Origin of the sequence: Shewanella sp. KCT (assembly GCF_007636505.1) — a bacterium.
In the GTDB taxonomy this organism is placed as follows: Bacteria; Pseudomonadota; Gammaproteobacteria; order Enterobacterales; family Shewanellaceae; genus Shewanella; species Shewanella halotolerans.
In genome coordinates this window covers 83,554-100,225 of sequence record NZ_LVDJ01000001.1, presented here as the reverse complement: position 1 = coordinate 100,225, position 16,672 = coordinate 83,554, and the positions used below count along the sequence as shown (strand labels likewise).

The window sequence follows — 16,672 nt, the reverse complement described above, 5'->3', positions numbered from 1 at the left end:
CCCCTAAAATAATCACAAAACTTCGATATTCAGGCTTTCTCTAATGAACACAGTAACGGATGTTGGTTTTGTCTTGCAAACTGATTTACTTGTGCGACCTTGGTTTCCGCAATACCGAAAGGGAAAACGCCGCAAATTCCCTTACCCTGATGATGAATTGCCAACATGATATCTGTGGCTTCTTGTTCATTTTTATTAAAAAAGAGTTGTAACACCTCGATGACGAAGTCCATCGGGGTATAGTCATCGTTGTTTAAGATCACTTTGTACATCGAAGGCGGCATGAGTTCAGTTTCCGCGCGCTCTTCGATATGCTCAATATTACCTACTTTACCCATATTTCAATATTAGCCTCTAGTTTTGGCTTCTTCCAAAAGTTGCTGACCACCCGGGATAAACCTGTTACTCATCCGACCATTAGAACCAATTGCTGACGAATTTAGCGCAAATGTTGCCTTTTTGTTAAATTGGTCTTGACATCCGCTTTTACTGGTTTCATTCTGTTCATCGAGCGGTGAATTTACCCCGCCTCATAAGTTTTACTATCTTACTGGTCAGTAAACAACAGAAGGAAGTGGAAGTATGGCAAACGGAACTGTGAAATGGTTCAACAACGCCAAAGGATTCGGGTTTATCTGCCCTGAAGCTGGTGGTGAAGACGTTTTCGCACACTATTCTACCATTGAAATGGAAGGCTATCGAACTCTAAAAGCAGGCCAATCAGTCCAATTCGAGGTGGAACAGGGGCCTAAAGGGATGCACGCGTCAGCGATATCACCCACTAAATAGTGGGGCAAAAAAACAAAAAAGGCAGGGTTATCCCTGCCTTTTTTATTACTGATTTTTAATCGCTAACAGACACCATCGAAGCAATAAAAAAGGGCGCCGTGGCGCCCTCTTTCATTATATGGCTTAGCCTATCAGCTGATTCAACGTCACACTTGGACGCATCGCCGCTTCCGCTTTAGCGGCATCCAGGCGATAGTAACCGCCTAAATCAACCGCAGAGCCCTGTGCACCATTTAACTCGGCAACAATCTTAGCTTCGTTATTGGTTAGCGCTTCGGCAAGTGGCGCAAACTGCGCTTTTAGCTCAGCGTCACTATCCTGTGCGGCCAGAGCCTGTGCCCAGTACATCGCCAGGTAGAAGTGGCTACCACGGTTATCCAGCTCACCCACACGACGTGAAGGCGAACGGTTTTCATCGAGGAACTTACCGATAGCATTGTCCAGCGCATCGGCCAATACCTGCGCCTTAGGGTTACCATAGTTTTGGCTCAGGTGCTCGAGTGACGCGCCCAGTGCCAGGAACTCACCCAGAGAATCCCAACGTAGGTGACCCTCTTTCTCCACCTGCTGAACATGCTTAGGCGCACTACCGCCGGCACCAGTCTCGAACAATCCACCACCACTCATCAGCGGCACGATTGACAGCATCTTGGCGCTGGTCCCCAGCTCAAGAATTGGGAAGAGATCGGTGAGGTAGTCACGTAGCACGTTACCAGTTACCGAGATGGTATCCAGACCTTGCTTGATGCGCTCCAGTGAGAAACGAGTCGCCACCACAGGCGCCATGATGTGGATCTCGAGTCCATCGGTGTCGTGCTCAGGCAGATACTGCTTCACCTTGGCAATCAGCTGTGCGTCATGGGCACGGTTTTCGTCTAACCAGAACACGGCTGGCGTCGAAGACAGACGTGCACGGTTAACGGCAAGCTTAACCCAGTCACGGATAGGCGCGTCTTTAACCTGACACATTCTCCAGATATCACCGGCTTCGACGTCGTGAGACATCAACAGATTTCCGGCGGCATCGACAACCTTCACCACACCATCGGCGGCGATTTCGAAGGTCTTGTCATGGCTACCATATTCTTCGGCCTTCTGCGCCATCAGGCCCACGTTTGGCACGCTGCCCATGGTGGTTGGATCGAAGGCGCCATTTTCTTTACAGAATTGGATAGTTTCCTGGTATACACCTGCGTAGCAACGATCCGGGATCAGCGCCTTAGTGTCTTTCAACTTGCCATCAGGCCCCCACATCTGACCTGAAGAGCGAATCGCCGCAGGCATAGAGGCATCGATGATCACATCGCTTGGCACGTGTAGGTTGGTGATACCACGGTCTGAATCGACCATAGCCAGGGCTGGACGCTCGGCGTAGATAGCGGCGATATCGGCTTCGATCTCGGCTTTCTTGTCGGCTGGTAGGCTAGCTACCTTGGCATAGACGTCACCGAAGCCGTTATTAACATCGACGCCCAGCTCTTCAAACAGCTCGCCATGCTTTTCAAACAGTGACTTGTAGAACACCTTAACCGCGTGACCGAACATGATAGGGTCAGAGACCTTCATCATGGTCGCCTTAAGGTGCAGAGACAGCAATACATCTTCGGCCTTAGCCGCTTCGATTTCACGTTCCATGAAGGCAACCAGGGCTTTCTTGCTCATGGTCGAAGCGTCAATCACCTCACCGGCCAGTAACTTAAGGCCAGCTTTCAGTGTCTTGCTGCTACCGTCTTTACCTTCGAACAGGATATCTATGCTGGTTGGCTCGGCAACAGTCACCGACTGCTCGCTACCGTAGAAATCGCCGGCTTCCATGTGCGCAACATGAGACTTAGAATCACTGCTCCAGGCACCCATTGAGTGTGGGTTCTTCTTGGCGTAGTTTTTCACAGAAGTCGGCGCGCGGCGGTCTGAGTTACCTTCACGCAGTACTGGGTTAACGGCACTACCTTTGATCTTGTCGTAACGTGCCTTGATATCGGCTTCTGCATCATTTTGCGGCTCATCAGGGTAGTTAGGCAGTGCATAACCCTTATCTTGCAGCTCCTTGATACAGGCTTTTAGCTGTGGAATAGAAGCGCTGATGTTTGGCAGCTTGATGATGTTTGCTTCTGGCTTAGTGGCCAGCTCACCCAGCTCGGCAAGTGCGTCGGAGATCTGCTGTTCTGGCTTTAAGAATTCAGGGAAATTGGCGATAACACGGCCAGATAAAGAGATGTCGCGTGTCTCAACGCCAACTCCGGCGGCTGCGGTAAAATGCTTGATAATAGGCAACAGAGATAGGGTCGCGAGAGCCGGAGCTTCATCAGTCTCCGTATAGATGATCGTTGGATTGTCGTTCATTATTACTTCCTACGTTTTTGTAAAATAAATCGTTTATGAATCAAACTACTATGACGTCATTATTATAATTTTACGATGGCGAATGCGAGGCATGAAAAGGATAAATAGTAAGGGGGAACGCCCTGGGGCTCTCCCCTGACACTTAAACCGATTTAATGCAAAACAAAGCGCGATTAACATCTCAAAATCTGTTCACGTTTTGCTATCGATCACATTTAGTTGGCCGACATCATAAATCATTCACGCCAATATTCAAATTCCACTAATGGCGAATGCACAGTACAATGTCAGCATTAGCATACACTACCCCAGAAGTTTGCCACGTGAGTCTGACCAAACCCACAAAATCTAAGATCACTCGTCGCAGTCAAGGCCCAAAAACCTCAAGCGCTGTCAATCCAAAAGGCAAGCCTCGCCTCAATAAGCCGGGGAAATTTACCTCGAAAAAGCCCAAGCCGCGTCCGGAAAACCCCATCATAGTGCTGTTTAACAAGCCCTTCGATGTCTTGTGTCAATTCACCGATGAGCAGGGCCGCCAGACCTTGAAGGATTTCATCCCGATTCAAGATGTCTACGCCGCCGGCAGGCTCGACAGAGACAGCGAAGGCTTGCTGCTACTGACCAACGATGGTCAGTTACAGTCGCGCATCACAGAGCCCAAGAAGAAAACCGATAAGACCTACTGGGTGCAGGTCGAAGGCATCCCCAGCGACGAGGCGATTCAGGCACTAAGAGATGGCGTCAGCCTCAAAGATGGTCCGACCCTGCCCGCCAAGGTGGAGCGTATCGCCGAGCCGGATCTCTGGCCCCGTAACCCACCGGTGAGAGAGCGTAAACAGATCCCCACCAGTTGGCTGGCGATCACCATCTGCGAGGGACGTAATCGTCAGGTCAGGCGCATGACCGCCCATGTGGGCTACCCAACGCTAAGACTGATTCGTTATGAAATAGGTCAATGGAGCCTGGATGGCATCGCAAATGGCGAATATAAGGTGTTGCCCCAATCCTAACGAGGTATTAGATGGAACGTTATAAACCCAATGTCACCGTCGCCTGCGTCATCAATTGTGACGACAAATACCTGATGGTCGAAGAGCTCATCGATGGCAAGCTCACCTACAACCAGCCCGCAGGTCATCTAGAAGCCTTTGAGAGCCTTAACCAGGCTTGCGAGCGCGAGGTATGGGAAGAGACAGGCCTTAGCGTTAAGGCGCAGGCTCTGATCAACATCTATCAATTTCAGGCAAGAGACGATCTGGCCTTCCTGCGCTTCACCTATGCCTGCGTCCTAGATGAGCCGCTCACGCCAAAGCCCCAAGACAATGCGATTCGCCGCGCCCTGTGGATGACGCTCGATGAGATAACCCAGCTCAAGAGCCAGCTCAGAAGCCCCTTGGTACTACAATGTATTCACGACTTTCGTCAGGGAAAACTCTTTTCGACTGAGGTGGTCAATAGCCGCTTTCTCTAGTTAGCCCAAAGTCACAATGCATGATAGAATATGCCCCCGCATATTATGGTGACGGTTTTCCCTGCATGTAGTGCGCAATTTACTTGTAAGTAAGGCACTCAACTAAGCAGGCATAAGAGCGCAGGCAAATGAGCTTGCTCAATCACAAGAAACATCACCATAACTACACGAATTTAATGGTTTTTAGGATTTATGGCAGCAATCGAACCCAATCCAAACGGTAAAAAAGTGATCGTCGGTATGTCCGGCGGTGTCGACTCATCTGTTTCGGCGTATCTCCTCATGCAACAGGGCTACCAGGTCGAAGGCCTTTTCATGAAAAACTGGGAAGAGGACGATACCGACGAGTATTGCGCCGCCGCCGAAGATCTTAAAGATGCCCAAGCCGTTTGTGACAAACTGGGGATCAAGCTGCACACGGTCAACTTTGCCGCCGAATACTGGGACAACGTGTTCGAGTACTTCCTCGCCGAATACAAGGCGGGCCGTACCCCTAACCCCGACATCATGTGCAACAAAGAAATCAAGTTTAAAGCCTTTCTCGAGTTTGCCGACGACATCCTGGACGCCGACTACATCGCCATGGGCCACTATGTGCGCCGCAGCGATGCCTCGGGTCAAAGCCAGATGCTACGTGGCGTCGACGGCAACAAAGACCAGAGCTACTTCCTCTACACCTTGAGCCATGAGCAGATCGCCCGCTCCCTGTTTCCCGTGGGTGAACTGGAGAAGAGCGAAGTGCGTGAAATCGCCAAGGAGATGGGGCTGGTTACCCATGACAAGAAGGACAGCACAGGCATCTGCTTTATCGGCGAGCGTAAGTTCACCGATTTTCTACGCACCTTCCTGCCCGCGCAGCCCGGCAAGATAGAGACTGCCGAAGGCGAAGTCATAGGTGAGCACCAAGGCTTGATGTACCACACCCTGGGCCAGCGTAAAGGGCTGGGGATCGGCGGCATGAAAAACAGCAACGACGATCCTTGGTATGTGGTCGATAAAGATCTCGAGCGCAACGTGTTGGTTGTCGGTCAAGGTGGTAAGCACCCTCGCCTCATGTCGGTGGGTTTCTACGCCGATCAGCTACACTGGGTCGATAGAAAAGGGCCTGTCGATGGCGCTAAGATAACGGTCAAGACACGTTACCGTCAGCAGGATGTAGCCTGTACCCTCACCTATGAAGGGGACGATCGCATCAAGGTGATCTTCGACGAGCCCGTTGCCGCCGTAACCCCTGGTCAGTCGGCCGTCTTCTACGACGGTGAGGTCTGTCTTGGCGGCGGTATCATAGACAGTCTGATTAGAGAGTAAGCCGTGAGCGAGCCGATTTTCGACAGAACCATGGCCTTTGCCGGTATATTGCAGGCGATAGGTCAGGTACAAAAGGTTGCCAGACACGGCCAGGCAGACGACGAGATGCTTGGCGCCTGTTTGGGTACCATAATGGTGACCAACCCAGACAGCACTGCCGATGTATATCAAGACAAGGTCGCGCTGAATCGCGGCTACCAACTGGTGTTGAACCAGCTGGGCGATGACAAGCAGAAAGATGTCGAGGTGACCCGCTACCTTATCGGTATCCTGGCCCTGGAACGCAAGCTGTCACGCAGCTCAAACGCCATGGGCATGCTGGCCGAGCGCATCAATCAAGTACACCGCCAGCTGCACCACTTTGCCATTACCGACGAGCAGGTGGTTGCCAACTTCGCCGGCATCTACAGCGATATAATCAGCACCTTAGGCCCCAAGATACAGATCTCGGGCAATCCCGAGTACCTGAAACAACCTATGGTGCAACATAAGATACGCGCCCTGCTGCTGGCTGCCATGCGCAGCGCAGTCCTGTGGCGCCAACTTGGAGGCAAGCGCAGGCACCTTGTCTTCTCGCGAAAAACAATAGTTGATACAGCTAAGAAAAGCCTCACCCTATAAATAATAAGTTAAGTTCATTAAAGGAGCTTCTAATGGAACTTTCCGCACTAACTGCTATCTCTCCGGTAGACGGTCGTTATGGTAGTAAAACCGCCTCATTGCGAGGGATTTTCAGCGAGTACGGCCTGACCAAATACCGTGTTCAAGTCGAAATCAACTGGCTAAAGCTGCTGTCCAGCTGCCCAGAAATTGAAGAAGTTCCTCCTTTTAGCGAAGCCGCACTGGCCTTGCTTGACCAGATCAAAGACAACTTCAGCGAAGAAGACGCGCTGCGCGTCAAAACCATCGAGGCCACCACTAACCACGATGTGAAGGCAGTGGAGTACTTTATCAAAGAGAAGATCGCTGACAACAGCGAACTAGTCGCCATCGGTGAGTTTGTTCACTTCGCCTGTACCTCGGAAGATATCAACAACCTGTCTCATGGCCTGATGCTTAGCGAAGCCCGCGAGCAGGTACTGGTACCATACTGCCAACAGATCGTCGATGGCGTGAAGAAACTGGCCAGTGAATATCGCTCTGTACCACTGATGTCACGTACCCATGGCCAACCAGCCTCGCCTTCTACCCTAGGTAAAGAGATGGCCAACGTTGCCGTACGTCTAGAGCGTCAGCTTAAGCAGATCCAAGCGGTTGAGATCATGGGTAAGATCAATGGCGCCGTGGGCAACTACAACGCTCATCTGTCGGCCTACCCTGAAGTTGACTGGCATACACTGTCAGAGCGTTTCGTGACCAGCCTGGGCCTTAACTGGAACCCATACACCACGCAGATCGAGCCACACGACTACATCGCAGAATTGTTCGATGCCGTCGCCCGTTTCAATACCGTACTGATCGATTTTGACCGTGACATCTGGGGTTATATCGCCCTGGGTCACTTCAAGCAGAAGACGGTTGCCGGCGAGATCGGTTCATCGACCATGCCGCACAAGGTTAACCCTATCGATTTCGAAAACTCAGAGGGTAACCTGGGTATCGCTAACGCCCTGATGCAGCACCTGGCGGCTAAACTGCCTGTGTCTCGCTGGCAGCGCGACCTGACCGACTCGACGGTACTGCGTAACCTGGGTGTGGGCATGGCGCACTCGCTGATCGCTTATCAGGCAACTCTGAAAGGCATCAGCAAGCTCGAAGTGAACGAGGCTCACCTGCGTGAAGAGCTGGACCAAAACTGGGAAGTATTGGCCGAGCCAGTACAAACCGTTATGCGCCGCTATGGCATCGAGAAGCCATACGAGAAGCTTAAAGAGCTGACTCGCGGTAAGCGTATCGATGGCGAGCAACTGGCACAGTTCATCGACACTCTCGAGCTACCAAGCGATGTGAAGCTTGAGCTGAAAAAGATGACGCCTGCCAACTACATTGGCCGCGCCGAAGCTTTTGTGGATGATCTCAAGTAATCATCCCTAACACCTTATGAAAGGCGGTAGGCAGCAGCTTACCGCCTTTTTATTTCTGGAATATCTAGTTTCCGCAATACCTAGTTTCAGGAAAATGCACTTTCCTGAATATGTAGTTTTCGGATTATGTTATTTTCGGCATATACTGCCCCCTATTATTCAGGCCTGATGACCGACGCCATGTATACTCCCAACTTCGATACCCAAGAGTTTTTAGCCCATCACTGGCAGAAGCAGCCTCTGGTGATCAAAGGCGCCTTCGCCCACTTTCAAGATCCTATCGCACCCGATGAACTGGCGGGACTCGCCTGCGAAGAGGAAGTCGCCTCACGCATCGTCCTGACCAAAAAAGATAACTGGGAGATCATCCAGGGCCCCATCGAAGACTACTCCCCCTTTGGCGATACCAACTGGCAGCTACTGGTCCAGGCCGTCAACCACTGGTATCCGGATGTAGAGCCCCTGGTTAACGCCTTTCGTTTCATCCCCGACTGGCGCTTCGATGATCTCATGGTCTCCTACGCCACGCCCGGTGGTGGCGTCGGCCCTCATATAGACAACTATGATGTCTTCTTGCTGCAAGGTGAAGGCAGACGCCGCTGGAAAGTCGGTGCTAAAGGACAGTATTCACCCCGCGGCGGCGATACCCACACGGCGCTGATCGACGATTTTGAGCCCATTCTGGATGTGGTGCTCGAGGCTGGCGACATGCTCTATATCCCGCCAGGCTTCCCTCACCGAGGTGAGACATTGGAGACGGCGCTAAGCTACTCCATAGGGTTTCGAGCGCCCAGCCAGCAGGAGCTCTTTAGCAGCATCGCCGATCACTTGATCGACACCAACGGCGGCAATAAGCGCTATACCTCGAACCAGGAACCCGCTAGCCCTGGCCTGCTGAGCGTCGAGCAGCAAACGGGCATGTTGGCCCTGGTCTCTGAGATCTTATCGCAGCCAGACCACTCTCAAACCGTGTTGGGTCAGACCCTGAGTCAGAACCGCTTCGAGCTGGATCTGGCTGAGCAAGGGGAAAGTTACAGCCAGGAAGAGCTGCTGGAAGCACTGGAAGATGGCGCCTGTCTACAACGCATCGGCGGGCTTAAGGTAATTCGTCTCGAAGGCGATAAACACCTTAGGCTCTTTATCAATGGTGAGATCTACGATTTTGTTGATGTTGATGTTGATGACAATGCAGATGAGCTGAATGAGCAACTCATGCTGCTGGCTAATGCATTTAGCTTCGAGGGAGAGCAGGCGCTGGACCTGTGTCAGCATGAGGCCATAGGCCAATACTTTGTCTGGTTACTTAACTCTGGCTACGCCTATCTGGCTTAAGCGGGCAGATGCTCGTCTCCAGTTAGCCGATGCCCTGTAGCTGATGACCTGTATCTGATAACAAAAAAGTGTTGAAGCTGAGAGCACGAAAAAGCCGCCTCAGATGGGCGGCTTTTTTATTAGGCTTTAGGCTCTCGTTACAAGCGCTTTTTAAAGACACTCTTAACAGCGGTGGCTGTTTAAAACGCTTAGCCTTCTTTCCACAATTTTTCGTCGTTGTGGATCTGATACAGGCTCTCGGCACGTGACACCAACAGCTGCGCAAACTGAGCCTGGGTCTTGTCCTTTACGGCGCCAGATTTCACTAGGTTTTCCGCCTTAAGCTGCCACATCATAGAGAAATGGCGAATCGCGTCGCGCGCGGTGGCGGCGACCTTAACATCCACATAGTCTGAAGGCAGATCGCCAGACATCACCCAGAAGGTCTGTGGCTTTGGCTGCTTAGACTCCATCTTCCATACCGCGAGGAAAGGCGCAAGGTAACGGCTCTCTTCGGCAATCACTTTACTTGGGATCACCCCTTTTTCCGCCAGAAAGCGGTTTGCCTTCTGAAAATGCTCTTTAACCCATTGTTGTGTCAGGGTTTCTTGTTCTTCTGGAGTGAGAGCTTTAGTGTTCTCGACTGCTTGTTCCGTCATACTGCTTCCTATTGTTATAGTTATGCTGTGAAGGGCGAAATGGAGCTGACAAACTGCATATTGCGTGAAAATTCACACACAACTTTACGTTAACGTAAAGTGGAAAGCAAAATTGCCACACCGATCACAATTAATCCCAATCTTTGCTTTGTTGAGAGTATCGCTAAATGCTATCGTTCTGCAATAAATATAACAAGCCGTCGAAGGCGCCTCTTTGGCATTCGGCGTTTTAATTCCCAAGCGGAGAACTCATAAAGTGGCAGTATTTAATCATATCTCATTTGATGACCACGAACAGGTCGTATTTTGTCATGATAAAGAAAGTGGCTTACGTGCAATCATAGCCATTCACAACACCAACCTGGGCCCAGCGGTCGGCGGTTGCAGAATGTGGAACTATGAGTCTGATGACGAAGCACTGACCGACGTATTACGTCTGTCTCGTGGCATGACCTACAAGAACGCCCTCGCCGGTCTGGCCATGGGTGGCGGTAAGTCGGTGATCATCGCCGATCCTAAAGTGGAAAACCGCGAAGCCCTGTTCCGCGCCTTCGGTCGTTGTATTCATACTCTGGGTGGTAAGTACTACTCTGCAGAAGATGTGGGCGTGTCTACCAGCGACATCATGATTGCTCACCAAGAAACCCCATACATGGCGGGTCTTGAAGGTCAGAGCGGTGACCCATCACCATTTACTGCGCTTGGCACCTACCTGGGTATCAAGGCTGCCGTTAAGCATCAGCGTGGCCTGGACAGCCTCAAGGGCCTTAAGATTGCCGTTCAGGGCGTTGGCCACGTAGGTTACTACCTGTGTCGTCACCTGCACGAAGAAGGCGCCGAGCTGATCGTAACCGACATTCACCAGTCATCACTGGATAAGGTCGCTACCGAGTTTGGTGCTACCGTGGTTGCGCCTCAAGATATCTACCATCAAGATGTCGATATCTACGCACCATGTGCCCTGGGTGCCACCATCAACGACACCACGATTCCTCTGCTGAAGGCTAAGATTGTGGCAGGTTGTGCCAACAACCAGCTTGCCGAACTGCGCCATGGCGAGAAGCTTAAAGAACTGGGCATCCTATATGCTCCAGACTATGTGATCAACGCCGGCGGTATCATCAACGTATCGTTCGAAAAAGATTACGACGCGCAGAAGTCTACCGCCAAGGTAGAAGAGATCTACAACACACTGCTGAAGATTTTTGAGCAGTCTGATGCGCAAAACCGCACCACAGCGGATGTTGCCGACGAACTGGCACGCGCCATCATCAACGGCGAAAAATAATTTCTGGCACTAATTTCTGGTGCTAGCTGGATTGAAAAACCACCGACTGGTTCGGTGGTTTTTTATTGCCTGCAACCCGAGTTTTTCACCAGGTCATAGCTTACTCAACCTATAGAAAACAGCACAAAAATTTTCTGAATCAATTTTTCTTTTAGCGCCAAAGAGATAATTTTCAGACACAGATTTTTCACAAAGGCGTACTGGAAAATGTCATATTCCTCTGCTTGACTTAGAGGCTCATCATCTTCGCTAGGATTGCATTATGATAAGTTTCAAGTACCACTTTAATCAGGATTTGGTGGAGTTACAGGCCAGTAACTGGATAGGTCTGGAGCAGGTATTTGTTAACGGCAAGCGGGTGTCGCGTAAGCTTAATTTCGGCCCCAAGAGCGAACATGAGGTGAAACTGAACAGTGGTGCTCCCTGTAAGTTTCAACTGTTAATCGATCCCAACAGCGAGCAGATGATCTGCCGCATCTACAAGCAAAATCGCCTGATCACCAGCATCAAACAGGGAAAGGAAAACCTGATGCAGAGCCGCCTGCTGCTACAATCTGTCATCATAGTGATGGCCGTCTCTAGCCTGGGCATGTTATTAGTGGTGTAATCCAAAGTTACGACATCCCGAGCTTAACCGCTTATTCAAATAAAAGAACAGACCTAAACAGACAGACACGAGCGCACAGACAAACATTCAAGCTTCTGTCACCTCAAGCGCTCAATACACCAAGATAAAACTCAGCTTATTGACAAAGCGTCAGGCTTTCCCCCACCACACAGACGGCTTGAGTGCTCTGATAGTTACCGCTGCCTGCCGTCACCGTGGTAACCACAAGCTTCTGTTGCTTCTGAGAATTATCCACCAGCTCGGCCTTTAAGATGGTGCCGTCCCGCACAAAGGCCAGACTGGCGGTAAAATCCCCCACATCCAGGTTGCGATAAAGACTCACCTGTACGCTACCAATAGATCTTGGCTCCAGCGCCCCCTCGACCACCACCAGGCTGTAGCCGTTTGCCAGCGTAAAGGCTTTGGCGTAGCTTTCACTGCTCACACTCGACGCGCCAACCGATTCTGTCTGAGAGGCAGCAAGTGGTGGAGATGCAGAAGAGTGAGTTGAGGCTTGAGATGAAGACTTGGGCGATTTCTCGATATTAACCATACAAGCAGATAGGCTCATCACAAGCGCCGCCGTTAGCAGAAGTTTCAGCATTTTGATCATCCGTTGTTTTAGGTGAGGTTTGATAATAGGTCAGATTGCCTAGGATAGGCCATTGATCTTATTGAGTAGATAGATAAATTGTTGTGATTCAAATTCAGACAGATTACCGAGAAACTGCTCGTTGACCCGCTCAGCCTCGCAAATAAGATCTTGTTCCAACGCCTTGGCACTGTCGGTTAGAAAAATTTTGAAGGCGCGGCGATTGTCCGCCTCCTGATGACGGGTGATATAACCCTGTACCTGCAGCTGATCTAACAGGCGGGTCATTGTGTAGTTAGCCACGTCACAGCGCTTAGACAGCTCTGTCTGAGTAACGCCCTCCTCCTGCCACAGGGCAAACAGGACGGGCCAGAGTTTAATGTCCAGCTCATAGCGCTTTAGCCTCTCATCCAAGGCCTTCTGAAGCTCGATATTAAGATGAGACACTAGGTATCCCAAGCTTTCATAATGTTTCAATCAGCACCTCCAGATACAGCGGTCATGCATTAATACTAACATCTGGTCCTAAAGAAACTAGGGCTCGGCTAACGCAAATTCGTAACGAAAAACCAATTGTCTTATCTAAGAAAGGCTTAAGTCTTAGTTTGCGTCGCCGTCTTGATTTAGCAGGTATTGCTCGATAAAACGATAATAACAGGCTCTTCCAAGTTTAGCCGATAAACCTCTGGCTAAGGAGACGGATATTGCCGCCTCATCCACTACAAAAGCATCATACCCGGCCACCTGGAACTGGGTACCTATGGAGCTGGTCAGGGTAAATTGTCCGTCTTTCGTCTCTTCATAATCATTGATAATAAAGGGAAACTCGGCAACCTCTACCCTCACCGTCTCCACCGGCGTCATCAGTAAATATTCCTCAGATTTATGATGCAAAATGGTGGCAAATAGGCGGCAAAATTTATCGGGCAGAGGCTCGCCGCGATAAAACCAACGTCCTTGGTTATCGATATGAAACAGCGGCGCCTCATCGCATAGCGGCGCCCCTTGAGTGATTTGCCGCAGCTGAGCTGCGGGGTCGAGTTCAGGCATAGTCTCTCGTTAGCTCATTGGCCATGCGCTGACTTACCATGAACAGATTAGCCATGCAATGACTAACCATTATCAATAAGACTCAGCAGCGCCTGCACCGGGTGTTTGGGTTTGAAGCCACCGAAACGTTTCACCTGGCTACGACAAGAATAACCAGAGATCAATATCTGCTCATGTGGCAGCGATTCTATGGCCTTCTCCCAGGACATCTCATACAGGGCCTTGGAGCGCTTAAGGTTATCGCTCTCGTGACCATAGGTGCCCGCCATGCCGCAGCAGCCAAGGCTGACTGTGCTTAGCTCGGCACCAAATGCGCTAAATATTGCCTGCCACTCTTTGGCCGTATTGGGCTTGGCCGTGGATTCGGTGCAGTGACTGAACCAGGTAAACTGCCTATCAGAACTAGCCGCATTAGCCGAATCTGCTGACACATTTAACTTAGCTGACTTAGCTGTCGGCGCCACGGCGTCGATCACCTTGAGCAACCATTCGTTGGCCAGCAGCACGTTAAAATCGCCACGATTTTCAGCCAGGATCTCTTTATATTCATCGCGATAGCATAGCACCATGGCAGGATCTACCCCCACCATAGGCATGCCAAGGGCGTGCACCTGATTCAAGAAATCGGCACTGGACTGAGCCGTCTTGGCAAACTTATCCAAGAAGCCCTTGATATGAATCGGCTTACCATTTGGTTTAAAGGGCAGCAGCACTGGCTTAAAGCCGAGCTTCTCGATGAGCTTAATAAAGTGATAAACCGTCTCGGCCTCATAGAAGCTATTGAACGGGTCTTGCACAACCAGCACATATTGGTCACGTTCGGCTTCTGGGATCTGCTGCAAGGCATTCAGGTCATAGCCACGGCAGGCGTGATTCTCCAGACGCTGCTTGAGGGTCGGCACTGACAGCGCTGGCGCATCCACATAGCCGATAGATTGTTTAATCACCCACTGACTCAGCTTGTTTTGTGAGGCAAAGTTGGTGATTTGAGGCACCTTGGCCATCAATGGCAGACTCTCTTCAATTCCTGCCACCAGATAGTCTTTCACCGGTCTGAGATAGCGCTGGTAATAGATGTTGAAAAACTGCGCCCTGAACTTGGGTACATCCACCTTCACAGGGCACTGAGACGAGCACGCCTTACATGCGAGACAACCCTTCAACGACTCCATCACCTCGTGGGAGTAGTCATATTCGCGCTCTTTCTTCAGGGTGTTCTGGGTACGTTGCAGCCAGCCCAGAGGCTTGGCCTTGGCTAAGGCCTCGACATCCACGCCTTCGGCTTCTAATAAGCGCAACCATTCGCGCATCAGACCCGCGCGCCCTTTCGGCGATTGTACCCTGTCCCCGGTCACCTTAAATGAGGGGCACATGGGCGAATAGACACTGTAGTTGAAACAGAGGCCATTGCCGTTACAGTTCATCACATCGGGGAAGGCCTCGCGGGTGTTGACCGGGATCTGCCTGTCAAAAGCGCCGCGTTTGGTACTGTCGACATTATAGAGCAGAGGTCCGCTGCCCTTGGGTGCCACCAGCTTGCCGGGGTTAAGCTTGTTATTAGGATCGAAATAGCCTTTGACCTCTTCGAGCAGACCAAACAAGGTCTCACCGAACACAGATGGGCCATACTCGCCACGTACCCCTTTACCATGCTCGCCCCACATCAGGCCGCCATACTTGAGGGTCAGGGCCGCCACCTGATCCGATACCGTCTTGAGCAGTCGCTCATCCTGCGGGTCACACATATCCAGCGCCGGACGCACATGCAGCACGCCAGCATCTACGTGACCGAACATGCCATATTGCAGCTCATGGCTGTCCAGCAGCGCCCTGAACTCCAAGATAAAGTCAGCAAGCTTCTCAGGCGGCACAGCGGTATCTTCGGCGAAGGCGATAGGTTTACGGCTTCCCTTGGTGGCGCCAAGCAGCCCCACCGCCTTCTTACGCATGGCGTAGATGGTGTTGATGCTCGCCTTATCCGATGTCACCTGATAACCCAGCAGGCCAGCCTGATTAGCGGCAAGCTGAGTATCGAGCATCGCCTCTAATTGTTTAACTTTGGCTTCCACCTCTTCTGGCTCACCGGCGAACTCCACCATGTTGAGGCCATCGATGGAGGCGCCCGGAACATCTTCAATCAGAGATGACACCGAATGCCAGATGATATCCTGCTTGGCCAGATTAAGGACCTTAGAGTCCACGGTTTCCACCACGGTCGCCTTGGCCTTGACCAAGTCCGGCGCGTGACGCAGCGCCGACTGGAAAGAGTCATACTTGATGTTAACCATCATGCGGGTCTTGGGCAGCGGCGTAATATCCAGCTTGGCCTCGGTGATCACCGCCAGCGTGCCTTCGGAGCCGGTAAGAATACGCGACAGGTTGAACTCATCGACAGCCTCGTTCCAGACATTTTTCAGATCATAACCCGTCAGGAAACGGTTGAGCTTGGGAAAGCGGCTCTCTACCTCGCCTCTGTGCTCACGGGTCATGCGGGCGATATCACGCTGCAGTGCCTGCCCCAGGTTTGGGGACTCCAGCGCATCTAAAGCTTCTAGCGCTTTTAAGTCAAGCGGCTTGGTCTCCAACACGCTACCGTCATAAAGCACGCTGGTCAGCTCGAGCACATGATCAGAGGTCTTGCCGTAGACCAGTGAGCCGGCGCCCGAGGCGTCTGTGTTGATCATGCCGCCCATGGTGGCGCGGTTAGAGGTTGAGAGATCTGGACTAAAGAAGAAACCATGGGGGCGCAGCGCATCGTTGAGCGCATCTTTGACCACACCGGCCTGCACCCTCACCCAGTGCTCCTTCTCGTTTATCTCTATCACCTGATTGAAATAACGCGACAGATCCAGAATGAGACCATGGGTCAGCGACTGACCGTTAGTGCCTGTGCCGCCCCCGCGCGCACTAAAGACTACCTGTTTAAACTCTGGCTTAGTCGCCAGGGTCATGATCAGCTTAACATCGGACTGAGTCTTGGGATACAAGACGGCCTGAGGCAGAAATTGGTAGACAGAGTTATCCGTTGCCTGGGCGAGACGCGCACTGTAACGCTTATCGATATCGCCACAATAATTGCTCTGGGCAAGGGCGTCGAGAAACGCCAAATAGACAGGCTCTAGGGTCTGTTGATGGGATAACTTAGGGAGCATGATGACTTCTTTTCAATTGGTGTTTATTAAAATAATGTTGCCATTATAAACAAAAAAAAGCCGCTAAAAAGCGGCTTT

Annotated in this window: 16 protein-coding genes; 9 read left to right on the top strand and 7 right to left on the bottom strand. The window is 51.3% G+C overall.

What is annotated here, in order from left to right; all coding sequences use genetic code 11:
* Positions 1–29 precede the first annotated feature (29 nt).
* A complete protein-coding gene (clpS, locus tag AYI87_RS00505) occupies positions 30–338 on the bottom strand; it encodes an ATP-dependent Clp protease adapter ClpS (protein WP_011865364.1) in 309 nt (102 codons plus the stop codon).
* Positions 339–582: 244 nt separating this feature from the next.
* Between clpS and cspD the strand changes: the two genes are divergently transcribed.
* Positions 583–789: a cold shock domain-containing protein CspD gene (gene cspD, locus AYI87_RS00500; RefSeq protein WP_011865363.1), complete on the top strand. Its 207-nt coding sequence runs from the start codon at positions 583–585 to the stop codon at positions 787–789.
* Between the two features lie 123 nt (positions 790–912).
* On the opposite strand, the gene AYI87_RS00495 is transcribed toward cspD, so the two are convergent.
* A complete protein-coding gene (locus tag AYI87_RS00495) occupies positions 913–3,132 on the bottom strand; it encodes an NADP-dependent isocitrate dehydrogenase (RefSeq protein WP_144198665.1) in 2,220 nt (739 codons plus the stop codon).
* A gap of 284 nt (positions 3,133–3,416) precedes the next feature.
* On the opposite strand from AYI87_RS00495, the gene rluE reads away from it, so the two are divergent.
* The 6 genes from rluE to AYI87_RS00465 all read left to right on the top strand — a co-directional run bounded on the left by rluE (position 3,417) and on the right by AYI87_RS00465 (position 9,267).
* Positions 3,417–4,142 (top strand): 23S rRNA pseudouridine(2457) synthase RluE, encoded by a 726-nt coding sequence (rluE, locus tag AYI87_RS00490; RefSeq protein ID WP_260865037.1) that lies wholly within the window; start codon positions 3,417–3,419, stop codon positions 4,140–4,142.
* Between the two features lie 11 nt (positions 4,143–4,153).
* Positions 4,154–4,603 carry an NUDIX hydrolase gene (locus AYI87_RS00485; RefSeq protein WP_144198659.1) on the top strand — a complete coding sequence of 150 codons (450 nt, stop codon included), beginning with the start codon at positions 4,154–4,156 and terminating at the stop codon, positions 4,601–4,603.
* A 192-nt stretch (positions 4,604–4,795) separates the two neighbouring features.
* A complete protein-coding gene (gene mnmA / locus AYI87_RS00480; RefSeq protein WP_144198656.1) occupies positions 4,796–5,911 on the top strand; it encodes a tRNA 2-thiouridine(34) synthase MnmA in 1,116 nt (371 codons plus the stop codon).
* A gap of 3 nt (positions 5,912–5,914) precedes the next feature.
* Positions 5,915–6,532 (top strand): high frequency lysogenization protein HflD, encoded by a 618-nt coding sequence (gene hflD, locus AYI87_RS00475; RefSeq protein ID WP_011865358.1) that lies wholly within the window; start codon positions 5,915–5,917, stop codon positions 6,530–6,532.
* A 32-nt stretch (positions 6,533–6,564) separates the two neighbouring features.
* On the top strand, positions 6,565–7,935 hold the full coding sequence (gene purB, locus AYI87_RS00470) for an adenylosuccinate lyase (protein WP_144198653.1): 1,371 nt from the start codon (positions 6,565–6,567) through the stop codon (positions 7,933–7,935).
* A gap of 180 nt (positions 7,936–8,115) precedes the next feature.
* Complete coding sequence (locus AYI87_RS00465) at positions 8,116–9,267, top strand: cupin domain-containing protein (RefSeq protein WP_186300542.1); 1,152 nt, start codon at positions 8,116–8,118, stop codon at positions 9,265–9,267.
* Positions 9,268–9,455: 188 nt separating this feature from the next.
* Here the strand turns inward: AYI87_RS00465 and AYI87_RS00460 are convergent, their stop codons facing one another.
* Positions 9,456–9,905: a DUF4826 family protein gene (locus tag AYI87_RS00460; RefSeq protein ID WP_144198650.1), complete on the bottom strand. Its 450-nt coding sequence runs from the start codon at positions 9,903–9,905 to the stop codon at positions 9,456–9,458.
* A 256-nt stretch (positions 9,906–10,161) separates the two neighbouring features.
* Here AYI87_RS00460 and AYI87_RS00455 point away from each other — a divergent pair, with 256 nt between their 5' ends.
* Positions 10,162–11,193, top strand: a complete 1,032-nt coding sequence (locus tag AYI87_RS00455) for a Glu/Leu/Phe/Val dehydrogenase dimerization domain-containing protein (protein ID WP_011865354.1) — start codon at positions 10,162–10,164, stop codon at positions 11,191–11,193.
* A gap of 262 nt (positions 11,194–11,455) precedes the next feature.
* Positions 11,456–11,800, top strand: a complete 345-nt coding sequence (locus AYI87_RS00450; RefSeq protein WP_144198647.1) for a hypothetical protein — start codon at positions 11,456–11,458, stop codon at positions 11,798–11,800.
* A gap of 136 nt (positions 11,801–11,936) precedes the next feature.
* Here the strand turns inward: AYI87_RS00450 and AYI87_RS00445 are convergent, their stop codons facing one another.
* From AYI87_RS00445 to AYI87_RS00430, 4 genes are all read right to left on the bottom strand, one after another.
* A complete protein-coding gene (locus AYI87_RS00445) occupies positions 11,937–12,404 on the bottom strand; it encodes a PliI family lysozyme inhibitor of I-type lysozyme (RefSeq protein WP_260865036.1) in 468 nt (155 codons plus the stop codon).
* Between the two features lie 48 nt (positions 12,405–12,452).
* Positions 12,453–12,869, bottom strand: a complete 417-nt coding sequence (locus tag AYI87_RS00440; protein WP_011865351.1) for a MarR family winged helix-turn-helix transcriptional regulator — start codon at positions 12,867–12,869, stop codon at positions 12,453–12,455.
* Between the two features lie 123 nt (positions 12,870–12,992).
* Positions 12,993–13,442 carry a DUF1285 domain-containing protein gene (locus AYI87_RS00435; RefSeq protein ID WP_144198641.1) on the bottom strand — a complete coding sequence of 150 codons (450 nt, stop codon included), beginning with the start codon at positions 13,440–13,442 and terminating at the stop codon, positions 12,993–12,995.
* 62 nt (positions 13,443–13,504) lie between these two features.
* Positions 13,505–16,594 carry an FAD-binding and (Fe-S)-binding domain-containing protein gene (locus tag AYI87_RS00430; RefSeq protein WP_144198639.1) on the bottom strand — a complete coding sequence of 1,030 codons (3,090 nt, stop codon included), beginning with the start codon at positions 16,592–16,594 and terminating at the stop codon, positions 13,505–13,507.
* Positions 16,595–16,672: the final 78 nt, after the last annotated feature.

What these genes read in the sequence shown, in the direction of transcription:
- AYI87_RS00445 (WP_260865036.1), bottom strand. Translation starts at nt 12,404, where the DNA reads ATGCTGAAACTTCTGCTAACGGCGGCGCTTGTGATGAGCCTATCTGCT.
- purB (WP_144198653.1), top strand. Translation starts at nt 6,565, where the DNA reads ATGGAACTTTCCGCACTAACTGCTATCTCTCCGGTAGACGGTCGTTAT.
- AYI87_RS00430 (WP_144198639.1), bottom strand. Translation starts at nt 16,594, where the DNA reads ATGCTCCCTAAGTTATCCCATCAACAGACCCTAGAGCCTGTCTATTTG.
- AYI87_RS00495 (WP_144198665.1), bottom strand. Translation starts at nt 3,132, where the DNA reads ATGAACGACAATCCAACGATCATCTATACGGAGACTGATGAAGCTCCG.
- rluE (WP_260865037.1), top strand. Translation starts at nt 3,417, where the DNA reads ATGTCAGCATTAGCATACACTACCCCAGAAGTTTGCCACGTGAGTCTG.
- AYI87_RS00450 (WP_144198647.1), top strand. Translation starts at nt 11,456, where the DNA reads ATGATAAGTTTCAAGTACCACTTTAATCAGGATTTGGTGGAGTTACAG.
- AYI87_RS00485 (WP_144198659.1), top strand. Translation starts at nt 4,154, where the DNA reads ATGGAACGTTATAAACCCAATGTCACCGTCGCCTGCGTCATCAATTGT.
- AYI87_RS00435 (WP_144198641.1), bottom strand. Translation starts at nt 13,442, where the DNA reads ATGCCTGAACTCGACCCCGCAGCTCAGCTGCGGCAAATCACTCAAGGG.
- AYI87_RS00460 (WP_144198650.1), bottom strand. Translation starts at nt 9,905, where the DNA reads ATGACGGAACAAGCAGTCGAGAACACTAAAGCTCTCACTCCAGAAGAA.
- clpS (WP_011865364.1), bottom strand. Translation starts at nt 338, where the DNA reads ATGGGTAAAGTAGGTAATATTGAGCATATCGAAGAGCGCGCGGAAACT.
- mnmA (WP_144198656.1), top strand. Translation starts at nt 4,796, where the DNA reads ATGGCAGCAATCGAACCCAATCCAAACGGTAAAAAAGTGATCGTCGGT.
- cspD (WP_011865363.1), top strand. Translation starts at nt 583, where the DNA reads ATGGCAAACGGAACTGTGAAATGGTTCAACAACGCCAAAGGATTCGGG.
- AYI87_RS00465 (WP_186300542.1), top strand. Translation starts at nt 8,116, where the DNA reads ATGTATACTCCCAACTTCGATACCCAAGAGTTTTTAGCCCATCACTGG.